Below are 22,253 nucleotides of genomic sequence, written 5' to 3' on the forward strand. Positions count from 1 at the left end.
AGGACTGACTAAGCAGCCGCGCGTCCGCGCGACTTCGGGTAGACCGCCGCGGCGATCAGCACCACGACGATGGCGCCGGCCAGCTGCAGCCCGTGCCGCAGCCAGTCGAAGCCTGCGGTGTCCGAGCCGCCGAAGAGTGCGTAGACGATGTTGCCCAGGCCGCCGCCGAGGATGCCGCAGATGATGGTCAGCCACAGCGGGATGCCCTGGTCTCCGGGGATCAGCAGCTTGGCGAGCAGGCCAAGCACGATGCCGGTCACGATAAAGCCCAGGATGCCCCACCCGTCGAACGCTTTGCTGAGCGCCTCGCTGAAGCTGGCAGCGAGCGTAACGGTGTCTGCCATGAGTTCTCCTCGCCTGAGTGTGAACGAGCTGGTGTCAAGAACTGTCCCACTACCGGCGCCATCCCGCGATTTGAGAATGCTCCAGGCGGGCGCAAATGCGGGATGGCGGTCAACTCGTCAACTTGCATGGCCCCAATTCGTTGCTTTGCCGGCGCGTGCCGACGCAAGGCCCCGGCGCAGCGTGCGGCGAACTCGTCGGCCAGGCGCAACAACACGACGGCGGCGACCCCGGGTCGGGGCCGCCGCCGTCGTGTTCACGCCGCGGGAACGGCTTTGGATCAGAAGGCTGCTTCGTCCAGCTCCATCAGCGCGTTGTCCGCCGACTCGACGATCTTGCGGCGCGCGGACAACTCGGGCAGCACGGTGGTGGCGAAGAACGACGCCGCCGCGATCTTGCCCTGGTAGAACGGCTTGTCCTTCTCCGAGGCACCGTTGTCCAGCGCGTTGATGGCCACCTCGGCCTGGCGCTGCAGCTGCCAGCCGACCAGCAGGTCGGTGGCCGACAGCAGCAGCCGCACGGTGTGCTGGCCGACCTTGTACAGGTTCTTCGGGTCCTGCTGGGCCTCGGTCAGGTAGCCGAACATGGCGCCGAGCATGCCCTGCACGTCCTCCAGCGCCTGCTTGAGCGCGGCCCGCTCCTGCTTGAGCCTGCCGTTGCCCGACTCGGCCTCGATGAACTTGGTGATCTCACCGGCGATGTAGGTCAGCGCCTTGCCCTTGTCGCGGACGATCTTGCGGAAGAAGAAGTCCAGCGACTGGATCGCCGTCGTGCCCTCGTACAGGGTGTCGATCTTGGCGTCCCGGACGTACTGCTCGATCGGGTAGTCCTGCAGGAAGCCGGAGCCGCCCAGGGTCTGCAGCGCCTCGGTCCCCAGCAGCGTCCAGGCGCGCTCGGAACCGCCGCCCTTGACGATCGGCAGCAGCAGGTCGTTGACCCGCTCCTCCAGCGACACGTCCTCGCCGTTGGCTTCGCCGAGCTGGATCTTGTCCTGGAACGACGCGGTGTACAGGTACAGCGCGCGCAGGCCCTCGGAGTACGCCTTCAGTGTCATCAGCGCGCGACGGACGTCCGGGTGACGGGTGATCGGCACGCGCGGCGCCGTCTTGTCCGTCATCTGCGTCATGTCCGCGCCCTGCACGCGCTCCTTGGCGTACTCCAGCGCGTTCAGGTACGCGGTGGACAGCGTGGAGATGGCCTTGGTGCCGACCATCATGCGCGCGTGCTCGATGACCTTGAACATCTGCGCGATGCCGTCGACCTTGTCGCCGACCAGCCAGCCGACGGCGGGCTTGCCGTGCTGCCCGAAGGTCAGTTCGCACGTGGTGGAGCCCTTGATGCCCATCTTGTGCTCGACACCGGTGACGAACACGCCGTTGCGCTCGCCGGTCAGCTCACCCGTCTCCGGGTCGTGGTGCCACATCGGCACGTAGAACAGACCGAGTCCCTTGGTGCCCGGCTTGGGCTCGATACCCTCGCCTTCCGGCCGAGCCAGCACCAGGTGGTAGATGTTCTCGGTCATGTCGTCCTGGGCGGCACCGGTGATGAAGCGCTTGACGCCCTCGATGTGCCAGGTGCCGTCCGGCTGCTTGATGGCCTTCGCGCGCCCCGCGCCCACGTCGGAGCCGGCGTCCGGCTCGGTGAGCACCATGGTGGCGCCCCAGTTGCGCTCGATGGCGATCTCCGCCCAGCGCTTCTGCTGCTCGTTGCCGATCTGGTGCAGGATGTTGGCGAACGTCTTGCCCGCCATGTAGAAGAACAGCGCCGGGTTCGAGCCGGTGTACATCTCCGCGACCGACCAGCCGACGGTGGGCGGGATGCCGAAGCCGCCGAGTTCGGACGGCAGGCTGATCCGGTCCCAGCCCGCTTCGATGGTGGCCTGGTAGGCCTTCTTCATCGACTCGGGCATGGTCACGTCGAACTTGTCCGGGTGGTACACCGGCGGGTTGCGGTCGGAGTCGACCGCCGCCTGGGCGATGACGTCGGACGACACCAGCTTGTCGACCTCGGTCAGCACCGCGCGGGCGGTGTCGGAGTCAGCTTCGGCGAAGGGACCCTTGCCCAGGTACTCCTGAATCCTCAGCAGCTCGAACAGGTTGAACTCGAGGTCGCGGACGTTGCTCTTGTAGTGGCCCATGTCGTGACTCCGGATTCCCCTCGGGCGCGCTTGGCGCCGCGGTGGCGCGCTATTACTTGCCGGTAACTACAACGATATTACCTGTGGGTAACTACGGCAAGGGGTTCGGTGCGCAACAGTGCGCCCGAACAGGCGAATCGGCTGCAAGAAGGGTGCGGACGGGCATTGCTGCGGCCGGCGGCGGGCGGGCGAGTTTTGTCACCTTCTCCCCTGCCTGCCCTCGGTTACGCCATCATGAGCGGCGCTTTCATCAAAAATTCCACGCTCGAGCCCCAACCTGGGGCCGGGCTGACGGGTGTGGGTAGGTGGGACCGGAACGTGACAAGGCAGGTTCTTCTGCCTGACTCACCGAGTGATTGGACGGCCATGGAGAATCCTCCGAGCGACCCACACCAGCAGGGGCCGGGGCAGCCGCAGGAACAAGATCTTCAGCAGGAGCCCGTCTCGCACGACGAGCCACTTCCGCCGACGGACGCCTTTCCCGCAGCGGGCGGGTACCAGTTCGAACAGGCCAAGAAGTCGGACACCACGATGATCGTCAGCATCGTCGCGGTCGTCGCTGTCCTGCTCGGCGTCCTCGGTGTCACCGGGTTCGTCGCACCCGGGTTCTTCCTGTCGGGCGACGAGGGTGACGAGGCCGGCGACAGTGGCGGTGGCGGACCCGTTGCGGTGACGACGACGTCCACGCCCGAACAGAAGTCGCCTGCGGTGGTCCTGATCGAACGGATCGTCGCAGACCTCAACAGCCAGGACGGCCAGGCGCTCAAATACGCAATGTGCAGTCACCGTCCGCCGACGGTGGAACGCACGATCGCCGTCGTGCCGCAGGTCCGCTCGGCCGAACTGCGGGAGATCCGGGAGCACGGTAGGGCAGGGGCCGAGGCATCGGTGGAGCTTTCCACGCGGCAAGGCCAGACCGTGCTCGAGGTCGTCGTCGGGGAATTCCTGGGCGATCGCATGTGCTGGGTCTCGGCGGAGTTCGACGGCCCCCACCATCGAGCCGCCCGAGCCGAGTAGGACCAGGACCGCCAAGCCGGACAGAACGACCGCGAAGCCCCCTCCGCCGTCCCGCGGCACCCCGCACGCCGCCGACCGGGTCATGAAAGAGCTCGTCAAGAAGATCAACAGCGGCGACCGTGGCGCGAGCGAGCTGGGGTGCATCCCCGGCGCGCAGCGGAAGATCATCGCAGCCGTCGACGACGGTGCGACGCTCTCCCTCGGTGAGCGGGTCGACAGTGACCCGAACCACGCATCGCGTTTGCTGCAGGGGTCGCTCGGCGGCAAGGCGGCGAACGGCTGGGTGACGGTCAGCCGCTTGTCCGCAAGCGGCGAGACGTGGTGGTGCGTTTCCGAACTTGTCTTCAGCTAGTCACCGGCGGTCCCGCGTTACCCGCCCGCCGCCAGACGCGCCTGACGGCGGGCGGGTTCGTGCATGGCGAGCAGCGTGCCGCTCGACACGGAGCTGGGCAGGCGAGCCGATGCTGCAGCACACGTCGCCCGGACCCCCAGGATCCCGGGCGACTCGGCTTGTGGATCAGCGCTTCACCGGACGCGTCGGTGTCGTCGGCATCGCCAGGTCGTCGCTCCTGGCTTCCGGGTTGACCGACAGCATGCCGGTGCGGAAAGCGATCGACACCGCGTGCGTGCGATCGCGCGCCGACAGCTTGCGCAGGATGCTCTTCACGTGCGTGCGCACGGTCTCGACCGAGAGGAACAGCTCTTTGGCGATCGCCGCGTTCTCCTGGCCCTCGGCGATGAGCTGCATGACCTGGTACTCGCGCCGGGAGAGCGGAACACGAGGCCGCGGCGCGCTGTCCCCGTCATTGCCACTCCGCGGCGACGGCGGATGCGCCTCGGGATGCGTGACCAGCGACGCCAGTGCCGGGTCGAGGTAGCGGTGCGCGCACGCAGCCTGCCGGATCGCTTCCAGTACGCGCTGCGGTTCAGCGGTTCGAGGCACCGCGCCGTGCGCGCCCGCGCGCATGCAGGCGGCCAGGTAGCGCGGGTTGCGATCGGCGTCCCGCACCAGGACGACCACTCTGGCGTGGTGCTTGTTGGCGGTGAGCAGCTCGACCAGATGGCCGCTCGGCGCCAAGCCGGAATCGAGCAGGACGATGTCCGGCATCAGTTGCTCGGTCATCAGCAGAGCGCCCTGCTGACTGGCGGAGTGCGCTGCGATCTGCGCCCATGGTGTGCGCTCGAGCAGCGCTGCGATGCCGTCGCGATACAGCGGAACGGTTTCCACTACCCCCACAGCGACCGTCCGCTTGGCCGTCAGCGTGGCGTTGGCATGCCCGTTGGTGGCTCCGAGTGTGCGGCTCAACTGGCCGTTGGGCCTGGTGTCTTTGACCGTCATTGTCCCTCTTCCCGTCGCAGCCGCCGGCGCGGCTTCGCCGAGGCCGGCAGTCAAGCGACACCCCTCACAGTGGTCGTATGACGCCCTTTCTCAGCACGAATTTCTCGCGCTGTCGAACCGAGCGAACAATTCTGTCTACCTCGCCGAGCGGAGTTTTGCCAGTGGAACGGCGTGGAAAACCGCTGATCTCACGCGTTTGTGGCCTTGTCCGAGCACGCTCGGGGGTGGTAATCAACTCTGAGTTGATCTTGGGTGCGCTGCCCACCCGGCGCGCAGCTTCGCGGGCGCCTTGCACAGCCAGGCCTGCTCGACGAACTCCCACAACTCGTCTAGTTCGATGCGTTCGAGGTCGACCAAGATCGCGCCGTAGCCGTCGTAGTGCGGGGTGGTGGTCACCGCGGGATGGCCGCCCGCCAGCAAGGCTTCCTTCTCCTCCAGCGGGCACATCAACACCAGCAGGCCGTCGGACTCGGTGCGCAGCCGGGCGAAGCCCTTGTCGCGGACCTTGAGCGAAGGGGTGCGGAACCAGGTCGACACGGTCACCTCGGGCAGTCGTTTCCCGAGGCGCACCACGTCGTCCCATGTCGGCATGCCGCCTATTGTGCGCCCGCGCCGACCGGGTGTCTTGGACGAAACGGTGGTCAGCCGGTGCGGTTCAGCAGCCAGCCGCGGTCGGCGGCCTTGACCCCGGCTTGGAATCGGCTGCGGGCCCCCAGTCGATCCATGATGTCGGCGACCATGCGTCGGACCGTGCGGACGGAAACCCCCAGCTGGGCGGCCGCCGACTCGTCGGTGTTGCCCGCGGAGAGCAACGTGAGCAGTTCGCGCTCGCGGGTGGTCAGCTCGGGTGGCGGTTGCGCGGCGGCCAGCGGTGCGGCCGTCGGCCAGATTCGTTCGAACAGGTCGGTGATCGTGGTGACCAGCCCGCCGACCCGGAACGCGGCCAGCCCGGTCGGGCTCTGCTCGGCCGGGAGCAATGCCACCACGGCGTCGACCACCAGCGCATTGGTCGGTACTTCCGGGGCGGTGCGTACCGCGGCACGTGTTGTGCCGAGCTCGATGAGCCGCTCGGACACCTCGGGGCGCAGCCGTGTCCGGTCCGGCACGATGACGCGGCAGCGCACGCCCCGGCGCAGCGGTGTCGCTTCGATCGCGCGCAGGTCGGCGATCGGATCGGACGCGTAGGGGTCGGCGAGCACGAGGACCTCCCGGCGCGCCTCGGCCAGGATGGCGGTGAGCGCGTCCTGGGCGGACGGCGCCTCGGTGATCCGCTGAACCGGCAGCGACGGGCCCGCCGGGTTCACCGAACCATCCATCAAGCCACCTGCCAGGCCGACGGACCGTGCACGCGCCGCTGCAAGCAGGCCAACACGCGCTTCACCGAGGCCACGTCGACACCCGAGGCCGCGGCGAGCTCGTACGGGTCCGGTTCGGCCGAAACCTCACGCGCAGCAGCGAGTTCGGGCCCCGGCTCGACGCCGAGTTCGGCCAGCAACGTCGAGCGGGCGCGTCGGTAGGTGGCCTCGGCCTCCCCGCGGCGACCCGCGTGGTGCAACGACCGCACCAGCAGCGCCCAGGCGTGTTCGCGCAGCGGATCCCGTGCGGTCACCTCCCGTAGGAGCACGGCTGCCTGTGCAGGCCTGCCCGCCCGCACCAGGGCCTCGGCCTGGTCGGTCCGCACCGTCAGATAGAGCTCACGCAGCCGGTCGGCTTCCAGGCTCGCCTCCGGATCGGCGACCAACTCCTGGTACGGCGTCCCCCGCCACAGCCGGCCTGCTGCCTCGAGATGAGCCAGCTCGCCGTCGACATCGCCCGCGGAACGGGCCCGCTGCGCGGCCGCGGCGTGCTCCTCCAGCTGGTGTGCGTCGAGCTCGCCGGGCTCGATCCGCATGCGGTAGGCGCCTCGCCTGCCCTCGATCCGGTCGGTGCCGAGCAGTTTGCGCATTTGCCATACGTAGGTGCTGATGTTGCGGGCCGCCGATGCCGGAGCGGCCGTTTGCTGCCACGTCACCGCGATCAACTGTTCTAAGCTCACCCACGCGTTAGCGTTGAGGAGCAAGGCGGACAGCATGGTCACGGGTTTGCCCGCACCGAGATCGATCGCGTCACGGCCGTCGCGGACCTCGAGCGGGCCGAGCACACCGAACAGCACTGCACACCTCCGTCCAACGTCAACGGGGTAAGCATCCGCCGGGCGACATGAGGATCCGATGACAACGAAGCGGACGGTATGAGCAGCGCAGCCGATCGCCTGCGGCGTCTACGCTGGCTGCTCACCGCCTTGTTCACGGTGATGAACGCGGTTGCGGTCATCGTGCTTGCGGTGCTGCTGATCCAGGCAGACGCCGACGACGGCCGCCAGCGACTGGACGCCGAGCTGACCAGAGTGACCACTGCGGTGCTGCGCGCGCTGGGGTTCGTCGAGGACAACCTGATGAACGAGCGGGTGCTCAACGACCCGCTGAACACCAGGTGCCCGCAGTTCGCCGTGGTGCCTGCCGACGAGTCGACGTTCGAGCGCTACGACAGCTCGCGCACGTGCGTCGAGGTTCCGCCGGAGCTGTTGACCGACATCGCGCGGCAGGCGGTGAATTCCGACGGCATGCAGGTCGGCTACGCCACCACACCACAGGACCGGACGGTGCGGTTCGCCGCGGAGCGGTTCCGTGCCGAGGTGGACGGGCCGTACGTGGGTGCCGTGGTGTCGGTGGCCGACGCCGAGCCGGAAGCGGCCAGGCACGACCGGGTGGTGCTGTTGATCATCGGCGGCTGTGTGCTGTTGATCGGTGTGGTGGGCATCGCCGGATATCTGCTGGCAGGCAGGGCCATCCGGCCCGCGGCCGCGGCGTTGGAGCAGCAGGAAACCCTGCTCGCCGAGACCGCGCACGACCTGCGCACGCCGGTGGCGGCGCTGCGGGCGCTGGCGGAAACGGCCGAACGCAACCCGGAGAAGCGGGAAGAGCTGCTGTCCCGGACGGTTCGGCTGGCCGGGCGCATGGGCGGCATCATCGACGGACTGCTGGTGCGGGCCCGCCTGGCCGCGGGGGTCGAGCAGCTGGCGATTCAACCGGTGTGGCTCGACCAGCTGGTGACCAGCGTGGTGGAGGAGACGCCGGCCGACGGGGCCCAGCTGACGGTCACGGCGGCGCCGAGCATGGTCAACGGCGATCCGGTGCTGCTGCAGCGGGCGGTGGCGAATCTGCTGGACAACGCGTTGCGGTACGGGCGGTTGCCGGGTCAGCAGGCGATCGTGCACGTGGCGGTGGCGAACGGCCGGGTGACGATCGCCGACAGCGGCCCGGGCATCGACGCCGCGGTGGCGCAGTCGGCGTTCGATCGCTTCGCCACCAGTGGTGGGTCCGGGCTCGGGTTGTCCATCGTGCGGTGGGTGGCACTGGCCCACGGCGGCACGTTGAGCGTGTACAACGCCGAGGAAGGCGGCGCCATTTTCGAATTGGCGTTGCCGCCGGTGACTCGTTAACAGGTTGAATTCATTGCCCGTTCGCGGCTGGACCGTTTCTGTATCGAATGACTTACCCTGTGCGAGTGCATTCAGGGGAGGCTGTCGCACGTCCGCACGGCTGGCGCAGCAGGGTGCCGGTCGTGCTGCTCGTCCTGGCCTGCGTCGCGGCCGTGGTCGTCGCGGTCAGCGGCGCAGCGAAACCGCTGAGCGGTCTGCATTTCTTTTCTTCCGGCCATTGGGTTTACAACGACTCCGCGCAGACGGCGTATCACGTCGACGGGGCCAGCCGGTCGATCGACGCCGAGGTGCCGTTGCCCGGCAAGGCCGATCCCGGCAGCGTGGTCGTCCAGGGCGACCGCAGTGGCTACGTGGTCGGCAAGGAGCGGGTCGTCGAGTTCGGCAAGTCCGACCTGCAGGTCACCGGCAGGCACCCGTCCCCCTCGCGCGAAGAAGCGTTCACGCTGGAAACCAACGGCGGACCGTACGGGGTCTACCGGCAGGCAGGCACGATCGTGCGGTACTCCGACCCGAACCCCGACCCGATCAACGTCGGCGGTCCGCTGGGCGACCCGGTGGCGACCAGCAACGGCACGGTCTGGCTGCATCGCATCGAGGACGGACGCCTGTGTCGGCTGGCCAAGGACACCCGGTTCACCAGCTGCCCGATCACGTTGCCGGAAGGCACCAAGGGCATGCTGACCGTGGTCGCGGACCGCGCGGTCTTCGTCAACACCTCGACCGACAGCCTCCATTTGCTCGACCCGAACGGCCTGGGGGACGGCGTGCCGATGGGTGTCGACCTCCCGGAGGACGTGCGCGTCGCGCCGCGGGACGTCGAAGGCCGGGTCGCGGTGCTGGACAAGCGGGAGAAGCGGCTGCTGCTGATCGACGCCAAGCCGTTGACGCAGAGCCGAATGCCCGAGGAGCCGCGCTCGGTTCCGTTGACCGACGCCGACTACGACGGCCCGGCCTCCACCGGCAACGCCGTCGCCGTGGTGAACCGGCAGGACAACACGGTGGAGACCTACGGGCCCGACGGATCGCCGATCGCCAAGCGGAAGCTGAACGGCAAGCCCACCGAGCGCACGCTGCGGACCGGCGAGGACGGCCGCGTCTACGCCGACGACAAGCGCGGCGACAACGTGCTGGTCGTCGACCACAACGGCGAGGTCGAGGACGTCGACGTCATCGGGGACGACGGCGACGGCGATGCCGAGGAAGGCAAGGACACCAAGCGCAAGGTGGACAAGCCGCGCAAGCGCGAGCGGGATCGCGCGGACCGCCGGGACCGTCGGGATCGGGTGCCGCAGCAGCGTGAGCAGGAGCGGCGGCCTCCGCAGGCGACGGACGAGTCGGTCAACTCCACGCAACAGGAACCTCCGCCGGTGCAGCTGAACCGGCCGAAACCGGACCCGAAGCCCGATCCTAAGCCGGATCCGAAGCCCGCGACGCCGCCCGGTGCGCCGCGCTCGGTCTCGGCCGAAGCGGGCAACAAGTCGGCCGAGGTGTCGTGGTCGCCGCCGCGCTCGAACGGTGGCGCGGCCGTCACCGGCTACCGGATCACGTGGTCCGGCGGCTCCAAGAACGTCTCCGGCAGTACGACCAGCACGCGGATCACCGGGCTGACCAACGGCAGGCGGTACGTGTTCACCGTCGCCGCCCGTAACTCCTCGGGCCAAGGCACCGGGGCGAGCTCGAACGCGGTGACGCCCAAGACCGTCCCGACGGTGGACGTCACATCGGCCGAGCAGACCGGCGACGGCCAGGTGACGCTGACCGTGCGGGTCGACGGTGGCGGCGATCCGAATGTGACGTGCTCGGTCACCTGGGGCAGCAACAGCCGTGAGATGGCGTGCAACGGCAGCTCCAGCGGTACCGCGACCCGGCAGCTGGTCATCGACAACGTGCGTAACGGTACCTACACGTTCTACGCGCGGGGCAAGAACTCGGCGGGCCAGGGTCCGCGGGGCCAGGGCGCGACGGTCGAGGTCAGCACCCCGGAGATCGTCCTGTCCAAAGGCAGACCCGCCGACAAGTACTGCACCGAGTACCCGGATTGCGCGTGGATGCACCTCGAGCTGAGCGGCTTCGAGCCGGGCTCCATGGTCCACGTGGAGCCGCACTCGACCAACCCGGACTACAGCAACGTGGGAGCCGATCTCATCATCGGCGCGGACGGCACGTATTCGACCGACCGGTTCGCCTACGCGGGGACGGGCGAAACCGTGTACGTCACCGCGATCCTGCCGGACGGCTCCGAGGTCGAGTCCAACAGGATCGTGTGGTGATCATGCGCTCGAGCACCAGTAGGGTCGGGGCACGCTGGAAGGCTGGGGAGTGACGAGTGAGCGCAGGTGAGGTCTACCGGCTGGTCTCCGAGAACGTGCAGCGCGTGGTGCGCGGCAAGCCGGACGTGGTCCGGTTGGCGATCGCCACCCTGCTCGCCGAGGGGCACCTGCTGATCGAGGACGTGCCCGGTCTGGGCAAGACGACGCTGGCCCGCTGCCTGGCGCGCAGCATCGGCGGCACGTGGAACCGCATCCAGTTCACCCCGGACCTGCTGCCGGGCGACATCACCGGCGTGATGGTCTACCACCAGAACGCGGAGAAGTTCGAGTTCCATCCCGGCGGGATCTTCGCCAACGTGGTGCTCGCCGACGAGATCAACCGCGGCACGCCGAAGACACAGTCCGCGCTGCTCGAAGTGATGGCCGAGCGCCGGGCGACGGTGGACGCCACAGCGCACCCGATGCCCGAGCCGTTCATGGTCATCGCCACGCAGAACCCGATCGAGATGGAAGGCACCTATCGGCTGCCCGAGGCGCAGCTGGACCGGTTCCTGATGCGGGTGTCGGTCGGCTATCCGGATCACGAAGCCGAGGTGCGCGTGGTGATGGGTGATACCGCGCGGGTGGATCCGGACGAGCTGCCGTCCGTGGTGGACCTCAACACGCTGCGACAGGCGATCGTGCAGGTGCGGCAGGCGTATCTGGATCCCGCGATCGTGTCGTACGCGGTGCGGTTGGCGGCGGCCACGCGCGAGCACGCCGCGGTGCGCTACGGCGCCAGCCCGCGTGGCTCGATCGCGCTGGTGCGCGCCGCGCAGGCGATGGCGGCCACCGAGGGCCGGGCGTTCGTGACCCCGGACGACGTGAAGAACGTGGCGCAACCGGTGCTGGCGCATCGGCTGGTGCTCACCGCCGACGCGGAGCTGAACCAGCGCCTGCCGTCGGAAGTGGTGGACGAGGTGCTGGCGGCGACCCCGGCGCCCGCGGTCAACCAGGTCTAGCCCTATGTGGTTGCGGGCCTTGCGCCTCACCAGGCGTGGCGTCGCCGTGCTGATCGCCGCCGTCGTGCTCTACGTCGTCGGCGAGCTTGCTGGGTGGCCCGTCCTGCGCGGCATGGCGGGGGCCGCGGTCGGCGCCTTGCTCGCGGGCGCCGCGTCGACCGCCCGGCGGCCGCAGGTCGAGGTGCGGCGCGAGGTGTACCCGGACCGGGTGGAGAGCGGGCAGCCCGCGTTGGCGACGTTGCGGGTCACCAACCCGACACGTCGACGGCAGTCGGCGTTCATGGCGCGGGACGCCATCGAACACGGTGGAGAACACAGCGTTCTGGTGCAGTCGTTGCCCCCGGGTGGCACGGCGACGTTCCACTACGAGCTGCCTACCGAGCACCGGGGCCGGGTCACGGTCGGTCCGCTGAGCATGGCGCGCGTCGATCCGCTCGGCTTGGTGCGACGACCACTGTCGGCCGGTCAGACCGCGACCTTGCGGGTCTATCCGAAGATGCATCCGGCGCGGGAACTGGTCGGCGGCTATCTGCGCCACCACCACGAGGGCCGGGCGATCGACGAGCCGCTGCACGGGTCGTCGGACCTGCGGGACGTGCGCGAGTACGTGATCGGCGACGAAGTGCGGCACCTGCACTGGAAGGCGACGGCGCGTACCGGTCAGCTGATGGTCCGCGACTACATCGACCCCGATCAGCCGCGGTTCAGCGTGCTGCTGGACACCCGTAAGCGGGTGCTGCGGCCCGACGAGTTCGAGCAGGCGGTGCAGGTCGCCGCCTCGCTGGTCAAACCGGCCGCGCTGGCCGGCCACCGCTGTCGGCTGATCACATCGGGTGGCCTGGACCTGGCGACGCCCGGTGGGCCCGCCGCGCTGCGGCAGATCCTCGACGTGCTGTGCGATGTCGCCCAAGGTGACGGACCGGAGGACGGCGACGTGATCGTGCCGAAGGTCCTGGCCGGGTCGGGCGCGGGCGGCGGTGGATGCCTGGTCACGGTCACGGGCCGGATCGACCAACGCGACCTGCGCGGGCTGTCCACGGTGCGCGGCCGATACTCGCGCATGTTCCTCATCGGGGTCGCCAAGCACGGCCTCGGCTGGGACGGCATCGGTGTGCACGGCCTTTCCGGGTTGCCGTCCGCGCGAGCGATATCCGCCGTGGACGCCGAGCACGCCGTGCGTGAGTGGAACGCGGTGATCGCATGACCGCCCCACAGGCTCCGGTCGTGCTGCGTCGGCGTCTTGCGGTCGTCTGTGTCCTCGGAGCGGCCGCGCTGGGCGGCATGCTGTTCGCCCCCGTCTTCTCCGCGCAGTCGCTGCTGTTGCCGGTTTTCGCGGTCGTGGCGCTGGTTTTCCTGGCCGACGAGGCGTGCCGCCACTGGCGTTGGCTCACCGCGGTGCGGCCGTTGCTGCTGCTCGTGGCCGGCCTGCTCGGCGTGATCTGGACCGTGCTGGGCGCGACGACCGTGGTCGGGCTGCCGTCGGCCCGGACGCTGCAGTTGCTGGGCGCCGGACTGACCGAGTCGTGGCAGCTGACGTTGCAGTCCACGTGGCCCGCGCGTGCCGACCCGCAGCTGGTGACGTTCGTGCCGCTGGCGGTGGTGTTGGCGGCGGTGCTCGGCGTGGAGTTGCTGCACCGGGTTCGGCCGCCGCTGGTGTCGCTGCTGCCGAGCCTCGCGGTGGTCGCGCTGAGCCAGGCGTTCGCCGTGCTCACCGGCGGGCCGGCCGTGGTGGCCGGGCTCTGCTTCGCGGTGTTGGCCGCGGTGCTGTTGACGGTCACCCGGGAAACCGCCGGTCCGCGTCGGTGGGTGCTCGCCGGGCTCGCGGTACCGGTGTTGGTGCTGGCGGTCGTCGGGTCGTTGCTGTTGGCGACGACCACGCCGCTGGATCGGTCACCGGTGACGGTCCGGGACTCGATCACCGCTCCGGTGGCGCAGCGTTCCGTGGCGAAACCGCTGGACGACCTGGCGACGCGGCTACAGGAGTCGGAGGCCACGGCGTTCACCTACACCGCCGACGTGCCGGTCGACCGGTGGACGGTGGCGGTGCTGGACGGCTTCGACGGCGTGAACTGGACGTCGAACTGGAAGTTCCGGCGGCTCGGCAAGTCGCTGCGGCTGGATCCGTCGATCACCGCACCGACCACAACCCGGACTGCCCAGGTCACGCACATGGACCCGTCACTCATGCCGTGGTTGCCGAGTCAGCCGCTGGTGGCCTGGGTGGACGGCGCCGCGCCGCTGGTCGACGAGGCCAGCGGGACGCTGTTGAGCCGGGACGGCACATTCGACATCTATCGGATCACCTGGCGCGAGCCACGCACCGACGCGGAGAGCCTCGGCAACGCGGCGGTGGACGCCCGGGTACTGGACGACCTCGGTTCGCTCGGCTATGTCCCGCCCGAGCTGGACGAGCTCGCCGACGAGGCGACGAAGGGTCTGCGGGCGACGTTCCGCGCGGCACTGGTGCTGGCGAACTACATGCGGGACAACTACCGCGTGGCCGTCGGTGACCATCTGCCGACCGGGCACAGCCTGGTCCACCTGCGGCGATTCCTGCTCGAGGACAAACGCGGAACCAGTGAGCAGTTCGCCGCCGCGTACGTGCTGCTGGCCCGCATCCGAGGGATCCCCGCCCGGCTCGCGGTCGGATTCCGCGGGCCGCGCCAGGCCGCCGAGAACGGCCAGTTCGTGGTCCGCAACGAGCATGCGACGGCGTGGCCGGAGGTCGCGGTCGAGGGCCTGGGCTGGGTCCCGCTCGACCCGCTGGGCGCCGCTTCCGCCGGTGGCGGCCCGATGCCCACCGGACTGGCTGGGGTCACCGAGCAGGCGCGGGCCGAGCTGCCGAAGGACGACAAGGAGCTGAAGGACCCACCGGTCGCACCGCCGCCCGGCGACTCGGGGCAGCAGGCGGACGAGGGCTGGCCGTGGTACCTGGTGGTCGCCATGGCGCTCGGGATTTCGCTCGCGCTGGTGCTGTTGACGTGGCTGATCGTGCCGATCGCCCGCTGGGGCCGGGCGATCCGCCGGCGCCGGACGATCCCGCCTCGGTCGGTGGTCGGCGCGTGGGCCGAGGCGCGGGACAGGCTGCGCGCGCACGGCGTCCGGGTCAGCCCGGGCATGACGGTGCGGGATCTCATGCCGGACGCGGCGCGGATCGCCGGCCCCGCCACGCTCGAAGGTCTCCAGCGGTTGGCCCAGGCGGTCGACTTCGCGCTGTGGTCGGGGACGGCCGTGACGAAGCCGATGGCAGATCAGGCCTGGGCGTCGGTGCGGATGGTCCGACGAGGGCTGGCTGCGCGGCCGCTGGCGGCTCGGATCCGGGCGGCGCTGGACCCGCGGAGCTTGCTGCCGCCACGGTGATGCGGACTGGCGCTGGACCGGTGGAGCTTGCTGCCGCCACGGTGATGCGGCCCGGTGGCCTGCCTCCGCGCGGAGTCCGCGTCGGTGGCGCCGACGTGGTCTCGTCCCGGCCGTGCCGTCGCACCGGCGCCGCGGCTACTCGCAGGGCGACCCGCCCAGGGTCAGCTGCCTGCTGGAGTGCTTCCCGTCGACGTTGGAGCCGTCCACGCGGAAGCAGTAGTCCCTGCCTCGTTCGATCGGCAACCGCATGTTCTGCCGCTGGCCGGCGACCCGGTGCTCCCAGGTCGTCCGGCCCTCTTCCCGGAACCACACGACGTAGTCCAGACCCGGCGGACCGTGCCAGCTCAGCTCCACCACGGTGCCGGACACCTTCGGCTTGTCCAGCCGCACCACCGTCGGATTCGCCGACGTCGACGGCGTGGTGGGTTCACTGCTGGGCGACGGCGGCGTCTGCGCAGCGGGCGGGTCGTCGTCGCTGATCAGCAAGGCTGTGGCGACCGCGCCGACCGCGAGGACGACGCCCACGAAGGCAGCGATCTGACCGGCGGTGATGCGTCGGCGCCGCGGTCGCTCCGGCTTGAAGACCACCACCGGCGCACCCGCGGGGCGACGCGGATGGTCCGCTCGATACACCGGGCTGCCCGGCCTTCCGCCCGCCAGCAGCACGGTCAGCCTGTTCGCCACCGCGGAGGCCGAATCCGGCCGTTGCTGCGGGTCGGTCGTCAGCAACTCCGTCACCAGCTCCTGCACCGGCTCGGGCACGTCGTCGCGCTCGAGCGACGGCGGATCGGCACTGAGCATGCGCAGGATTCGCTGAGCCTCTGGCTCCCCGGCCACCGCGGGATAGGGCGCTTTGCCGGTCAACGCGAAGTACAGCACGACCCCGATCCCGTACACGTCGGAGCGCTGGTCACGGGTCCCGTCACGCACCGTCTCCGGTGCGGCGAATCCGAGGTGCTCCCCGCTGGGCGTGCCGTACGTCCGGCGCGCGGCAAGACCGAAGTCGGACAGCACCGCCTCCGGGGCGGCTTGCGTCGGTGCGGTGAGCAGCACGTTGTGCGGGTGCACACCGCCGTGCACCAGTCCGGCGCGGTGTGCGGCCGCCAGCGCCAGCGCCGTGATTTCCGCGATGGCCACCGCTTCGTCGACGGGGATCGGTCCACCCACGTGCACGCGCTGCGCCAACGACTGCGGGCAACGCGGCATGCGGATCGCCGTGCGCCCGTCGGGAAGGACCTCGCTCGTCGTCGGCAGGATCGAGCGGACGTGCCGTAGCCCGGCCAGGGTCGCCTGCTCCTGCTCGAGCTCGGCGCGGGTCTGCGGGTCGAACGGGCGGTGGAAGACCTTCACCATCAGCGGCGCCCCGGTACCCGGATCCACTTGCGGATACACCGCGGCGGCGGGACCGGGGAGCGGCGCGGTCATGCGACCGGCTTGGCCAGACCCGAGATCACCTCGGCGCCCGGCAGCGCGGCCAGCTGCGATCCGGTCACCAGCAGCTTCGACCCGCGGATCCCGCTGCCGACGATCAATTCCTCGGCCTCGGCGACCCGCTCGTCGATCAGGATCGGCCACTCGGGTGGCAGCCCGATCGGCGTGATGCCACCCGACTCCATGCCGGTCAACTCCACCGCGTCCGCCATCGGCGCGAACGAGGCCTTCCGCACGTCGAGGCGCTTGCGGATCACCGAGTTGACGTCGGCGCGGGTGGTGGCCAGCACGAGCGCGGCCGCGTAGCGCACCTCACCACCGCGCTTGCCCGCCACGACGACGCAGTTCGCCGATGCCTCCAGCGGCGAGGAGTACGCGGCGCAGAAGTCCGCGGTGTCCGCCAACGCGGGGTCGATGGCCGCGACCCCGATCCGCTGCGCGTCAGTGACTTCGGGCAGCGCTTTCGCCACGGGTGGCGCGAGCAGCTCGGTGTGGTCCACAGCAGGCAGGACGTCCAGCGTCCCGGCAATCGTCCACGTCATGATTGGAGGTTTACCATCGCCCGCCGCGCTGGACTTCGATGAGCTTCGGTCGCACGTCCACCATGTAGACCAGCACGGCGACCAAGCCTGCGATCCAGAACATCAAACCGGGGCCGGAGCCGCTGAGCGCGCCGAAGAGGATCATCGCCGCGGTGCCGCCGCCGGTGATCCCCATCCACGCCGATTTCGTCAGGCGGTCCGCCGCCGCGTAGGCATCCGGCCGTTGCAGCGCCGCGTGCACGAACGCGAAGACGCCGACCGGGATGCCGGCCAACTGGATGAAGTAGAGGATGTCCAACGAAAGCGGTGCCACGTGACCAGTGTCCTGTAATCGCAGAGCCATGGCTAGCTCGGTGAGCGCTGCCACCTCAACGAATAGCACCGAACCCCGGCGCATGCCAGTCGCGCCGGGGTTCGAATGCGTGGTGACTCAGTGCCTCACTCGGCGGTCTTGCGCGTCGTGGTGCGACGAGCCGTGCCGGTCGACTTCCGCGTGGTGGTCTTCCGGGTCGTGGTCGTCTTCGGCGCGTTGGCCTTCACCTTCTTCGCCGTGGCGGAGTTCTCCGCGGCGACGGCGTTGGCCGACTTGCCGGCCGAGGTGCGGCGGGTGGTGTCGGCGGTCTTCGCAGCGCTCGCGGCCTCCGCGGCGGCGGTGTTGACCGTCTTCTCCGCGGTCGCCGTGGCCTGCCGGGTGCGGCCGGTGGCCTTGTTGACCTTGGCCAGCACGTCCTCGACCCGCTCACGGGCCTCGGCGGTGAACTCCTCGAGCCGCTCCTGCGCCTTCTCCAGCGCGTCCTGCAGCTGCTCGAGCGCGTTCTTCACCTGTGGCTGGGCCACCAGCTGGTCCCACGCCTCCTCGCCGGACTCGGCGAGCTTGTCGTACAGCTTGCGGGCCGACTCGGTGTACTCGTCGACCAGCTTGCGCAGCTCGTCGGCGTTCAGCTTCTCGCGCAGCTCGGTCAACTCGGCCGCCGGACGCAGGTCCTCGGCTGCCTTCTTGGCCTCGTCGATCGTCTTGCGCAGGCCCTCGTTGGCCTCGTCGATGGTCTTGCGAACGCCCTCGCGGCCCTCGCCTGCCCGCTCGCGCGCCTTGTGCACGGCGTCCACGACGGCCTTGGTGGCAAGGTTGCCCGCGCCCAGCGCGGCCAGCAGCGGCGTGCGGACCTGCTCGAAGGCGGTGTTGACCTGCTCACGCACCTTGGTGACGTCTTCCTTGGTCGGACGGGTCATGCTGAGATCACTCCTCGTTGTCGACGGACTCAGCACGGTGCTGGTCCTGCTTCGCCGCGTTCTCCCGGCGAAATGACTCGTAGACGTCGAGCAGCACCTGCTTCTGCCGCTCGGACAGCTCGGTGTCGGCGCGAATCGCGTCCGGTACCGGGCCGCCGAGGGGTTTGTCCAGGATTCCGGCCTGCACATACAGCGCTTCCGCCGAGATGCGCAGCCCCTTGGCGATCTGCTGCAAGATCTCCGCGCTCGGTTTGCGCGCGCCACGCTCGATCTGGCTCAAGTACGGGTTGGAAACCCCGGCGAGCTTGGCCAGCTGGCGCAGCGAGATCTTCGCGTTCGTTCGCTGTTGCCGGATGTACTGCCCGATGTCCCGGCCGATGTCTCGGCCGATGTCGGCGACTTTGCCGATCGGTTTGCCGGAAGAGGGCTCGTGCGTGCCGGCATCGCCGGCCGCCGCGGTTCGGGTACCCGAATCCTCGTTGGTCGAATCAGGCATCCCGCCCACCTCCTTGCGACAACACCCACGTTACGCAGGGGTGCTAGCAATTGCAAGCACTTTGCTTGCAGCCGTGGGTGTTAGCTCCGCCACGATGCGAGCGCAGGGCGGCAGCGCCTCGCCGACGAGGAGCGGTCGACAGGTTCGAGGAGTTCGCGCGCGGCGGCAGGCCACTCGGCGGCAACGAGTGCTCGGTACGTTCGAGGAGGTCACCTACGGCGGGAGGTCACTCGGCGGTAAGGAGTACTTGGCACGTTCGAGGAGGTCACCTACGGCGGCGGGAGGTCACTCGGCGGTAAGGAGTACTTGGCGCGTTCGAGGAGGTCACCCGAGACGGCAGGCTCCTCGCCGACGAGGGGCGCTCGGCACGTTCGAGGAGGTCACGTGCGCCGACAGGCCGCGCCTGGGTCGCCGCCTGCCGGGCCGCTCGCCCCTCACCCGGCCTGTTCGCGCAGCGTCCAACCCCAGCACAAGCAGAACGGATGCCCAGCGGGGTCGGCGTAGACCCGGAACGTGTCCGGCTCGTCGTTCAACACCCGCGCTCCCAGCTTCAGCGCCCGCTCATGATGGTCGTCGATGTTGCGCACGTCGAAGTCCAGATGCAGCATCTGCGGGCGCTCGTCGGAGGGCCACGTGGGCGGCTGGTACTCCGGATCCTGCTGGAAGCAGATCTCGACGCCGCCGTCCGGTGGCTCCACCGTCACCCAGTCGGCCCCCGGCTCGTCCTCCTCGGCGATGGACCAGCCGAGCAGCTCGGAATAGAACTGCGCCAGCGCGTACGGATCGGGACAGTCGAGCACGACGCAACCGAACTTGATCTCGGGCACGGACATGGATTCCTCCCCGTGTGTCGGTTGCCACATAGTGCCCGCGGCCACCGACAATCCGCGCCCGAATTTCAGAACAGCAGCTGCCCGACGGTGTAGATCGCCAGGCCGGCGAGCGCGCCCACCACGGTGCCGTTGATCCTGATGAACTGCAGGTCCCGCCCGACCTGCAGTTCGACCTTGCGGGCGGTCTCCTCGGCGTCCCACCGCTCCACGGTGTCGGTGATCAACGTGGTGAGGTCGTCCGCGTAGTTGCTCACCACGTAGGCGGCGACGTCCTCGGCCCACTTGTCCACCTTGCCGCGCAGCGGATCGTCGCCGGACAGGCGCCCGCCGAGCCGGGTCAAACTCTGCTGCAGCCGCACGCGCAGCTCGCTGGAGGGATCCTCGGCGGCGGTCAGCAGCATCTCCTTCGCCGTGGCCCACGCCGAGCCGATCAGCTCCTGCACCTGCGGGTGCTCGACGATCTGCGTCTTGACCTGCTCGGCCCGGTCGATCGTCTCGGGGTCGGACTGCAGGTCACGGGCGAACTCGCCGAGGAACCGGTCCAGCGCCTGCCGCATCGGGTGGTTCACGTCCACCTTCACCGCCCAGGCGAACGACAGCACCTCGCCGTATACCTTGTCCGCCAGCAGCTCGTCGACGAACTTCGGCGACCAGGACGGCGCCCGGTCGGTCACCACCCGCAGCACCGTCTGGTGGTTGTCGCGCACCCACTCGTACGCCCGGTCGCACATCAGGTCGACCAGCTTGTGGTGAGAGCCGTCCTCGACCACCTTGCCCAGGATCTTGCCGAGCGGTGGACCCCACTGCTTGTCGATCACCCGGCGCGCGACGGCCTGCTCCATGACCGCTTGCACGTCCTCGTCCCGCAGCACGGTCACCGCCCCGCGCACCACGGTGGCGATCTCGGCGGTGACCCGCGCGGAGTTCTCCGGCTTCGCCAACCACTGCCCGAGCCGCTGCGCCAGGTCCGTGTTGCGGATCTTTTCCCGCACCACCTGCTCGGCCAGGAAGTTGTTGCTGACGAACTCACCGAGGCTCGAGCCGAGCTGATCCTTCTTGTTCGGGATGATCGCGGTGTGCGGGATCCGGATGCCCAGCGGGTACCGGAACAACGCGGTCACCGCGAACCAGTCGGCCAGCGCGCCGACCATGCCCGCTTCCGCGGCGGCTCGTACGTAGCCCAGCCACGCGCCTCCGCCCGCCGACAACGCCCAACTGCTCACCAGGAACACCGCGGCGGCGCCGAGCAGGAAACCCAGCGCCACCGTCTTCATCCGGCGCAGCCCCTGTCGCTTCTCCTCCTCGGCCAGCTGCGTTCGGCGCAATGCCATCGACACGGTGCCGGCCTGTTCCGCTTGCGTCACGGTGGCTCCCTCGTTGCTGCTGGCGTGAACGTCGAAATGGTCAACGTCCGGCGGCCGTCATTCTCGCCCGATGCCCCCAGCGGGCGCCCGCTGTGCCCGTGAGCGCCCGCGATCTGCGAGGATCAATCGTCATGCGCGACCCGGTATTGGTTCCCCGGCTTCGGCCGTTCGCAAGCACCGTGTTCGCCGAGATGACCGCGCTGGCCACCAGGACCGGCTCGGTCAACCTCGGCCAGGGCTTCCCGGACACCGACGGTCCGGCAGGCATGCTCGCCGCCGCTCAGCGGGCCATCGCCGACGGGGTGAACCAGTATCCGCCGGGCCCCGGCAGGCCCGAGCTGCGGGAAGCGATCGCCGAGCACCGCACGCGCTACGGCACGGAATTCGACCCGGAGTCCGAGGTGCTGGTCACCGCGGGCGCCACCGAGGCGATCACGGCCGCGCTGCTCGGGCTCACCGACGCCGAGGACGAAGTCATCGTCCTGGCGCCGTACTACGACTCGTACGCCGCGGCAGTGGCCATGGCCGGCGCGCGCCGGGTCGTCGTCCCGCTTGCCCGGACCAACGGCACCTTCCGGCTGGACCTGGATGCCATCCGGGCCGCCATCGGCCCGCGGACCAGGGCCATCGTGGTCAACTCCCCGCACAACCCGACCGGAACGGTGTTCGGCAGGGACGAGCTCGCCAGGCTGGCGGCGCTGTGCGTGGAACACGACCTGATCGCCATCACCGACGAGGTCTACGAACACCTGGTGTTCAGCGAGCCCGCCGGCCGGGAGCACATCCCGCTCGGCACGTTCCCCGGTATGGCCGAGCGCACCGTGACCATCTCCAGCGCGGGCAAGACGTTCAGCTGCACCGGCTGGAAGATCGGCTGGGCGTGCGGGACGCCGGACGTGGTCGCGGCCGTCCGGGCGGCCAAGCAGTTCCTCACGTTCGTCTCCGGCGGGCCGTTCCAGGTCGCCGTGGCGCACGCGCTGCGCAACGAGTTGCCGTGGGTGGAGCAGCAGCGACAAGCCCTGCAGAGCAAGCGCGACCGACTGTCCGAAGGCCTGGCCGACGCGGGATTCGGTGTGTTGGAGTCCGCGGGAACCTACTTCGTGTGCGCCGACGTTCGCCCGCTCGGCATCGAGAACGCGACCGAACTGGCGTGGCAGTTGCCGGAACGGATCGGGGTGGCCGCGGTCCCGGTGAGCTCGTTCAGCGAAGGGCCGGAGTACGACCATCTGCTGCGGTTCGCCTTCTGCAAACAGGACCACGTGCTCGACGAGGCCGTCAGACGCCTGCGCACGCTGTGACCTGATGCCGGATTAGCCTGCGCTGCGCAGCGCTTACGCCCGTTTGTCGTAACCCGGTTTGCCGGACCGGAAAATTCGTTCCGCGGCTGCGGAACGGGCGATCGGGAGCGGC

21 protein-coding genes are annotated in these 22,253 nt (G+C 69.5%); 8 read left to right on the top strand and 13 right to left on the bottom strand.

Annotated features, from left to right (window positions below):
• Positions 1 to 8: 8 nt before the first annotated feature.
• Both YWM_RS0118460 and YWM_RS0118465 read right to left on the bottom strand, forming a co-directional pair.
• Positions 9 to 344, bottom strand: coding sequence for a GlsB/YeaQ/YmgE family stress response membrane protein (locus YWM_RS0118460; RefSeq protein ID WP_211232522.1), 336 nt, complete (start codon positions 342 to 344; stop codon positions 9 to 11).
• Between the two features lie 278 nt (positions 345 to 622).
• Entirely contained in the window at positions 623 to 2,479 is a 1,857-nt protein-coding gene (locus YWM_RS0118465; RefSeq protein WP_028851932.1) for an acyl-CoA dehydrogenase, read from the bottom strand.
• 366 nt (positions 2,480 to 2,845) lie between these two features.
• On the opposite strand from YWM_RS0118465, the gene YWM_RS0118470 reads away from it, so the two are divergent.
• On the top strand, positions 2,846 to 3,496 hold the full coding sequence (locus tag YWM_RS0118470) for a hypothetical protein (protein WP_028851933.1): 651 nt from the start codon (positions 2,846 to 2,848) through the stop codon (positions 3,494 to 3,496).
• Positions 3,497 to 3,578: 82 nt separating this feature from the next.
• Positions 3,579 to 3,848 (top strand): hypothetical protein, encoded by a 270-nt coding sequence (locus tag YWM_RS0118475; protein ID WP_028851934.1) that lies wholly within the window; start codon positions 3,579 to 3,581, stop codon positions 3,846 to 3,848.
• Between the two features lie 165 nt (positions 3,849 to 4,013).
• Here the strand turns inward: YWM_RS0118475 and YWM_RS24480 are convergent, their stop codons facing one another.
• From YWM_RS24480 to YWM_RS24490, 4 genes are all read right to left on the bottom strand, one after another.
• Positions 4,014 to 4,835: a LuxR C-terminal-related transcriptional regulator gene (locus tag YWM_RS24480; RefSeq protein WP_084612512.1), complete on the bottom strand. Its 822-nt coding sequence runs from the start codon at positions 4,833 to 4,835 to the stop codon at positions 4,014 to 4,016.
• A 231-nt stretch (positions 4,836 to 5,066) separates the two neighbouring features.
• A complete protein-coding gene (locus YWM_RS0118485; protein WP_043661522.1) occupies positions 5,067 to 5,426 on the bottom strand; it encodes an MmcQ/YjbR family DNA-binding protein in 360 nt (119 codons plus the stop codon).
• Between the two features lie 50 nt (positions 5,427 to 5,476).
• Entirely contained in the window at positions 5,477 to 6,151 is a 675-nt protein-coding gene (locus YWM_RS24485; protein WP_052345107.1) for a helix-turn-helix transcriptional regulator, read from the bottom strand.
• On the bottom strand, positions 6,151 to 6,987 hold the full coding sequence (locus tag YWM_RS24490; protein WP_052345109.1) for an AfsR/SARP family transcriptional regulator: 837 nt from the start codon (positions 6,985 to 6,987) through the stop codon (positions 6,151 to 6,153). Before YWM_RS24490 ends, YWM_RS24485 begins: the two co-directional genes overlap by 1 nt.
• Positions 6,988 to 7,065: 78 nt before the next feature.
• On the opposite strand from YWM_RS24490, the gene YWM_RS0118500 reads away from it, so the two are divergent.
• The 5 genes from YWM_RS0118500 (at position 7,066) to YWM_RS0118520 (ending at position 14,947) form a co-directional block, all read left to right on the top strand.
• Complete coding sequence (locus tag YWM_RS0118500; RefSeq protein WP_028851936.1) at positions 7,066 to 8,316, top strand: sensor histidine kinase; 1,251 nt, start codon at positions 7,066 to 7,068, stop codon at positions 8,314 to 8,316.
• 65 nt (positions 8,317 to 8,381) lie between these two features.
• The gene (locus YWM_RS24495; protein WP_156914833.1) at positions 8,382 to 10,586 is read left to right on the top strand and encodes a fibronectin type III domain-containing protein; all 2,205 of its coding nucleotides are present in this window, start codon (positions 8,382 to 8,384) and stop codon (positions 10,584 to 10,586) included.
• A 56-nt stretch (positions 10,587 to 10,642) separates the two neighbouring features.
• Positions 10,643 to 11,587: an AAA family ATPase gene (locus YWM_RS0118510; protein WP_028851937.1), complete on the top strand. Its 945-nt coding sequence runs from the start codon at positions 10,643 to 10,645 to the stop codon at positions 11,585 to 11,587.
• 4 nt (positions 11,588 to 11,591) lie between these two features.
• Positions 11,592 to 12,791, top strand: coding sequence for a DUF58 domain-containing protein (locus YWM_RS0118515; protein WP_245566091.1), 1,200 nt, complete (start codon positions 11,592 to 11,594; stop codon positions 12,789 to 12,791).
• Complete coding sequence (locus YWM_RS0118520; RefSeq protein WP_052345112.1) at positions 12,788 to 14,947, top strand: transglutaminase TgpA family protein; 2,160 nt, start codon at positions 12,788 to 12,790, stop codon at positions 14,945 to 14,947. The genes YWM_RS0118515 and YWM_RS0118520 overlap by 4 nt, the downstream gene beginning before the upstream one ends.
• A 135-nt stretch (positions 14,948 to 15,082) precedes the next feature.
• Here YWM_RS0118520 and YWM_RS25395 read toward each other — a convergent pair whose 3' ends face one another.
• The 7 genes from YWM_RS25395 to YWM_RS0118555 form a co-directional block, all read right to left on the bottom strand.
• On the bottom strand, positions 15,083 to 16,372 hold the full coding sequence (locus tag YWM_RS25395; RefSeq protein ID WP_052345114.1) for a protein kinase domain-containing protein: 1,290 nt from the start codon (positions 16,370 to 16,372) through the stop codon (positions 15,083 to 15,085).
• The gene (locus YWM_RS0118530) at positions 16,369 to 16,923 is read right to left on the bottom strand and encodes a YbaK/EbsC family protein (RefSeq protein WP_028851940.1); all 555 of its coding nucleotides are present in this window, start codon (positions 16,921 to 16,923) and stop codon (positions 16,369 to 16,371) included. The genes YWM_RS25395 and YWM_RS0118530 overlap by 4 nt, the downstream gene beginning before the upstream one ends.
• 7 nt (positions 16,924 to 16,930) lie before the next feature.
• Positions 16,931 to 17,233 carry a DUF2516 family protein gene (locus tag YWM_RS0118535; RefSeq protein WP_028851941.1) on the bottom strand — a complete coding sequence of 101 codons (303 nt, stop codon included), beginning with the start codon at positions 17,231 to 17,233 and terminating at the stop codon, positions 16,931 to 16,933.
• A gap of 125 nt (positions 17,234 to 17,358) precedes the next feature.
• Positions 17,359 to 18,150, bottom strand: a complete 792-nt coding sequence (locus tag YWM_RS0118540; RefSeq protein WP_043661527.1) for a hypothetical protein — start codon at positions 18,148 to 18,150, stop codon at positions 17,359 to 17,361.
• A gap of 7 nt (positions 18,151 to 18,157) precedes the next feature.
• Entirely contained in the window at positions 18,158 to 18,646 is a 489-nt protein-coding gene (locus YWM_RS0118545) for a helix-turn-helix domain-containing protein (protein WP_084612514.1), read from the bottom strand.
• A gap of 434 nt (positions 18,647 to 19,080) precedes the next feature.
• Positions 19,081 to 19,479 (bottom strand): VOC family protein, encoded by a 399-nt coding sequence (locus YWM_RS0118550; protein WP_028851944.1) that lies wholly within the window; start codon positions 19,477 to 19,479, stop codon positions 19,081 to 19,083.
• Between the two features lie 65 nt (positions 19,480 to 19,544).
• On the bottom strand, positions 19,545 to 20,810 hold the full coding sequence (locus tag YWM_RS0118555; protein ID WP_043661967.1) for a DUF445 domain-containing protein: 1,266 nt from the start codon (positions 20,808 to 20,810) through the stop codon (positions 19,545 to 19,547).
• Positions 20,811 to 20,974: 164 nt separating this feature from the next.
• Between YWM_RS0118555 and YWM_RS0118560 the strand changes: the two genes are divergently transcribed.
• Entirely contained in the window at positions 20,975 to 22,141 is a 1,167-nt protein-coding gene (locus tag YWM_RS0118560) for a pyridoxal phosphate-dependent aminotransferase (protein ID WP_028851946.1), read from the top strand.
• The last annotated feature ends 112 nt before the right edge of the window (positions 22,142 to 22,253 follow it).

It is taken from the genome of Thermocrispum municipale DSM 44069 (assembly GCF_000427825.1).
GTDB lineage: Bacteria > Actinomycetota > Actinomycetes > Mycobacteriales > Pseudonocardiaceae > Thermocrispum > Thermocrispum municipale.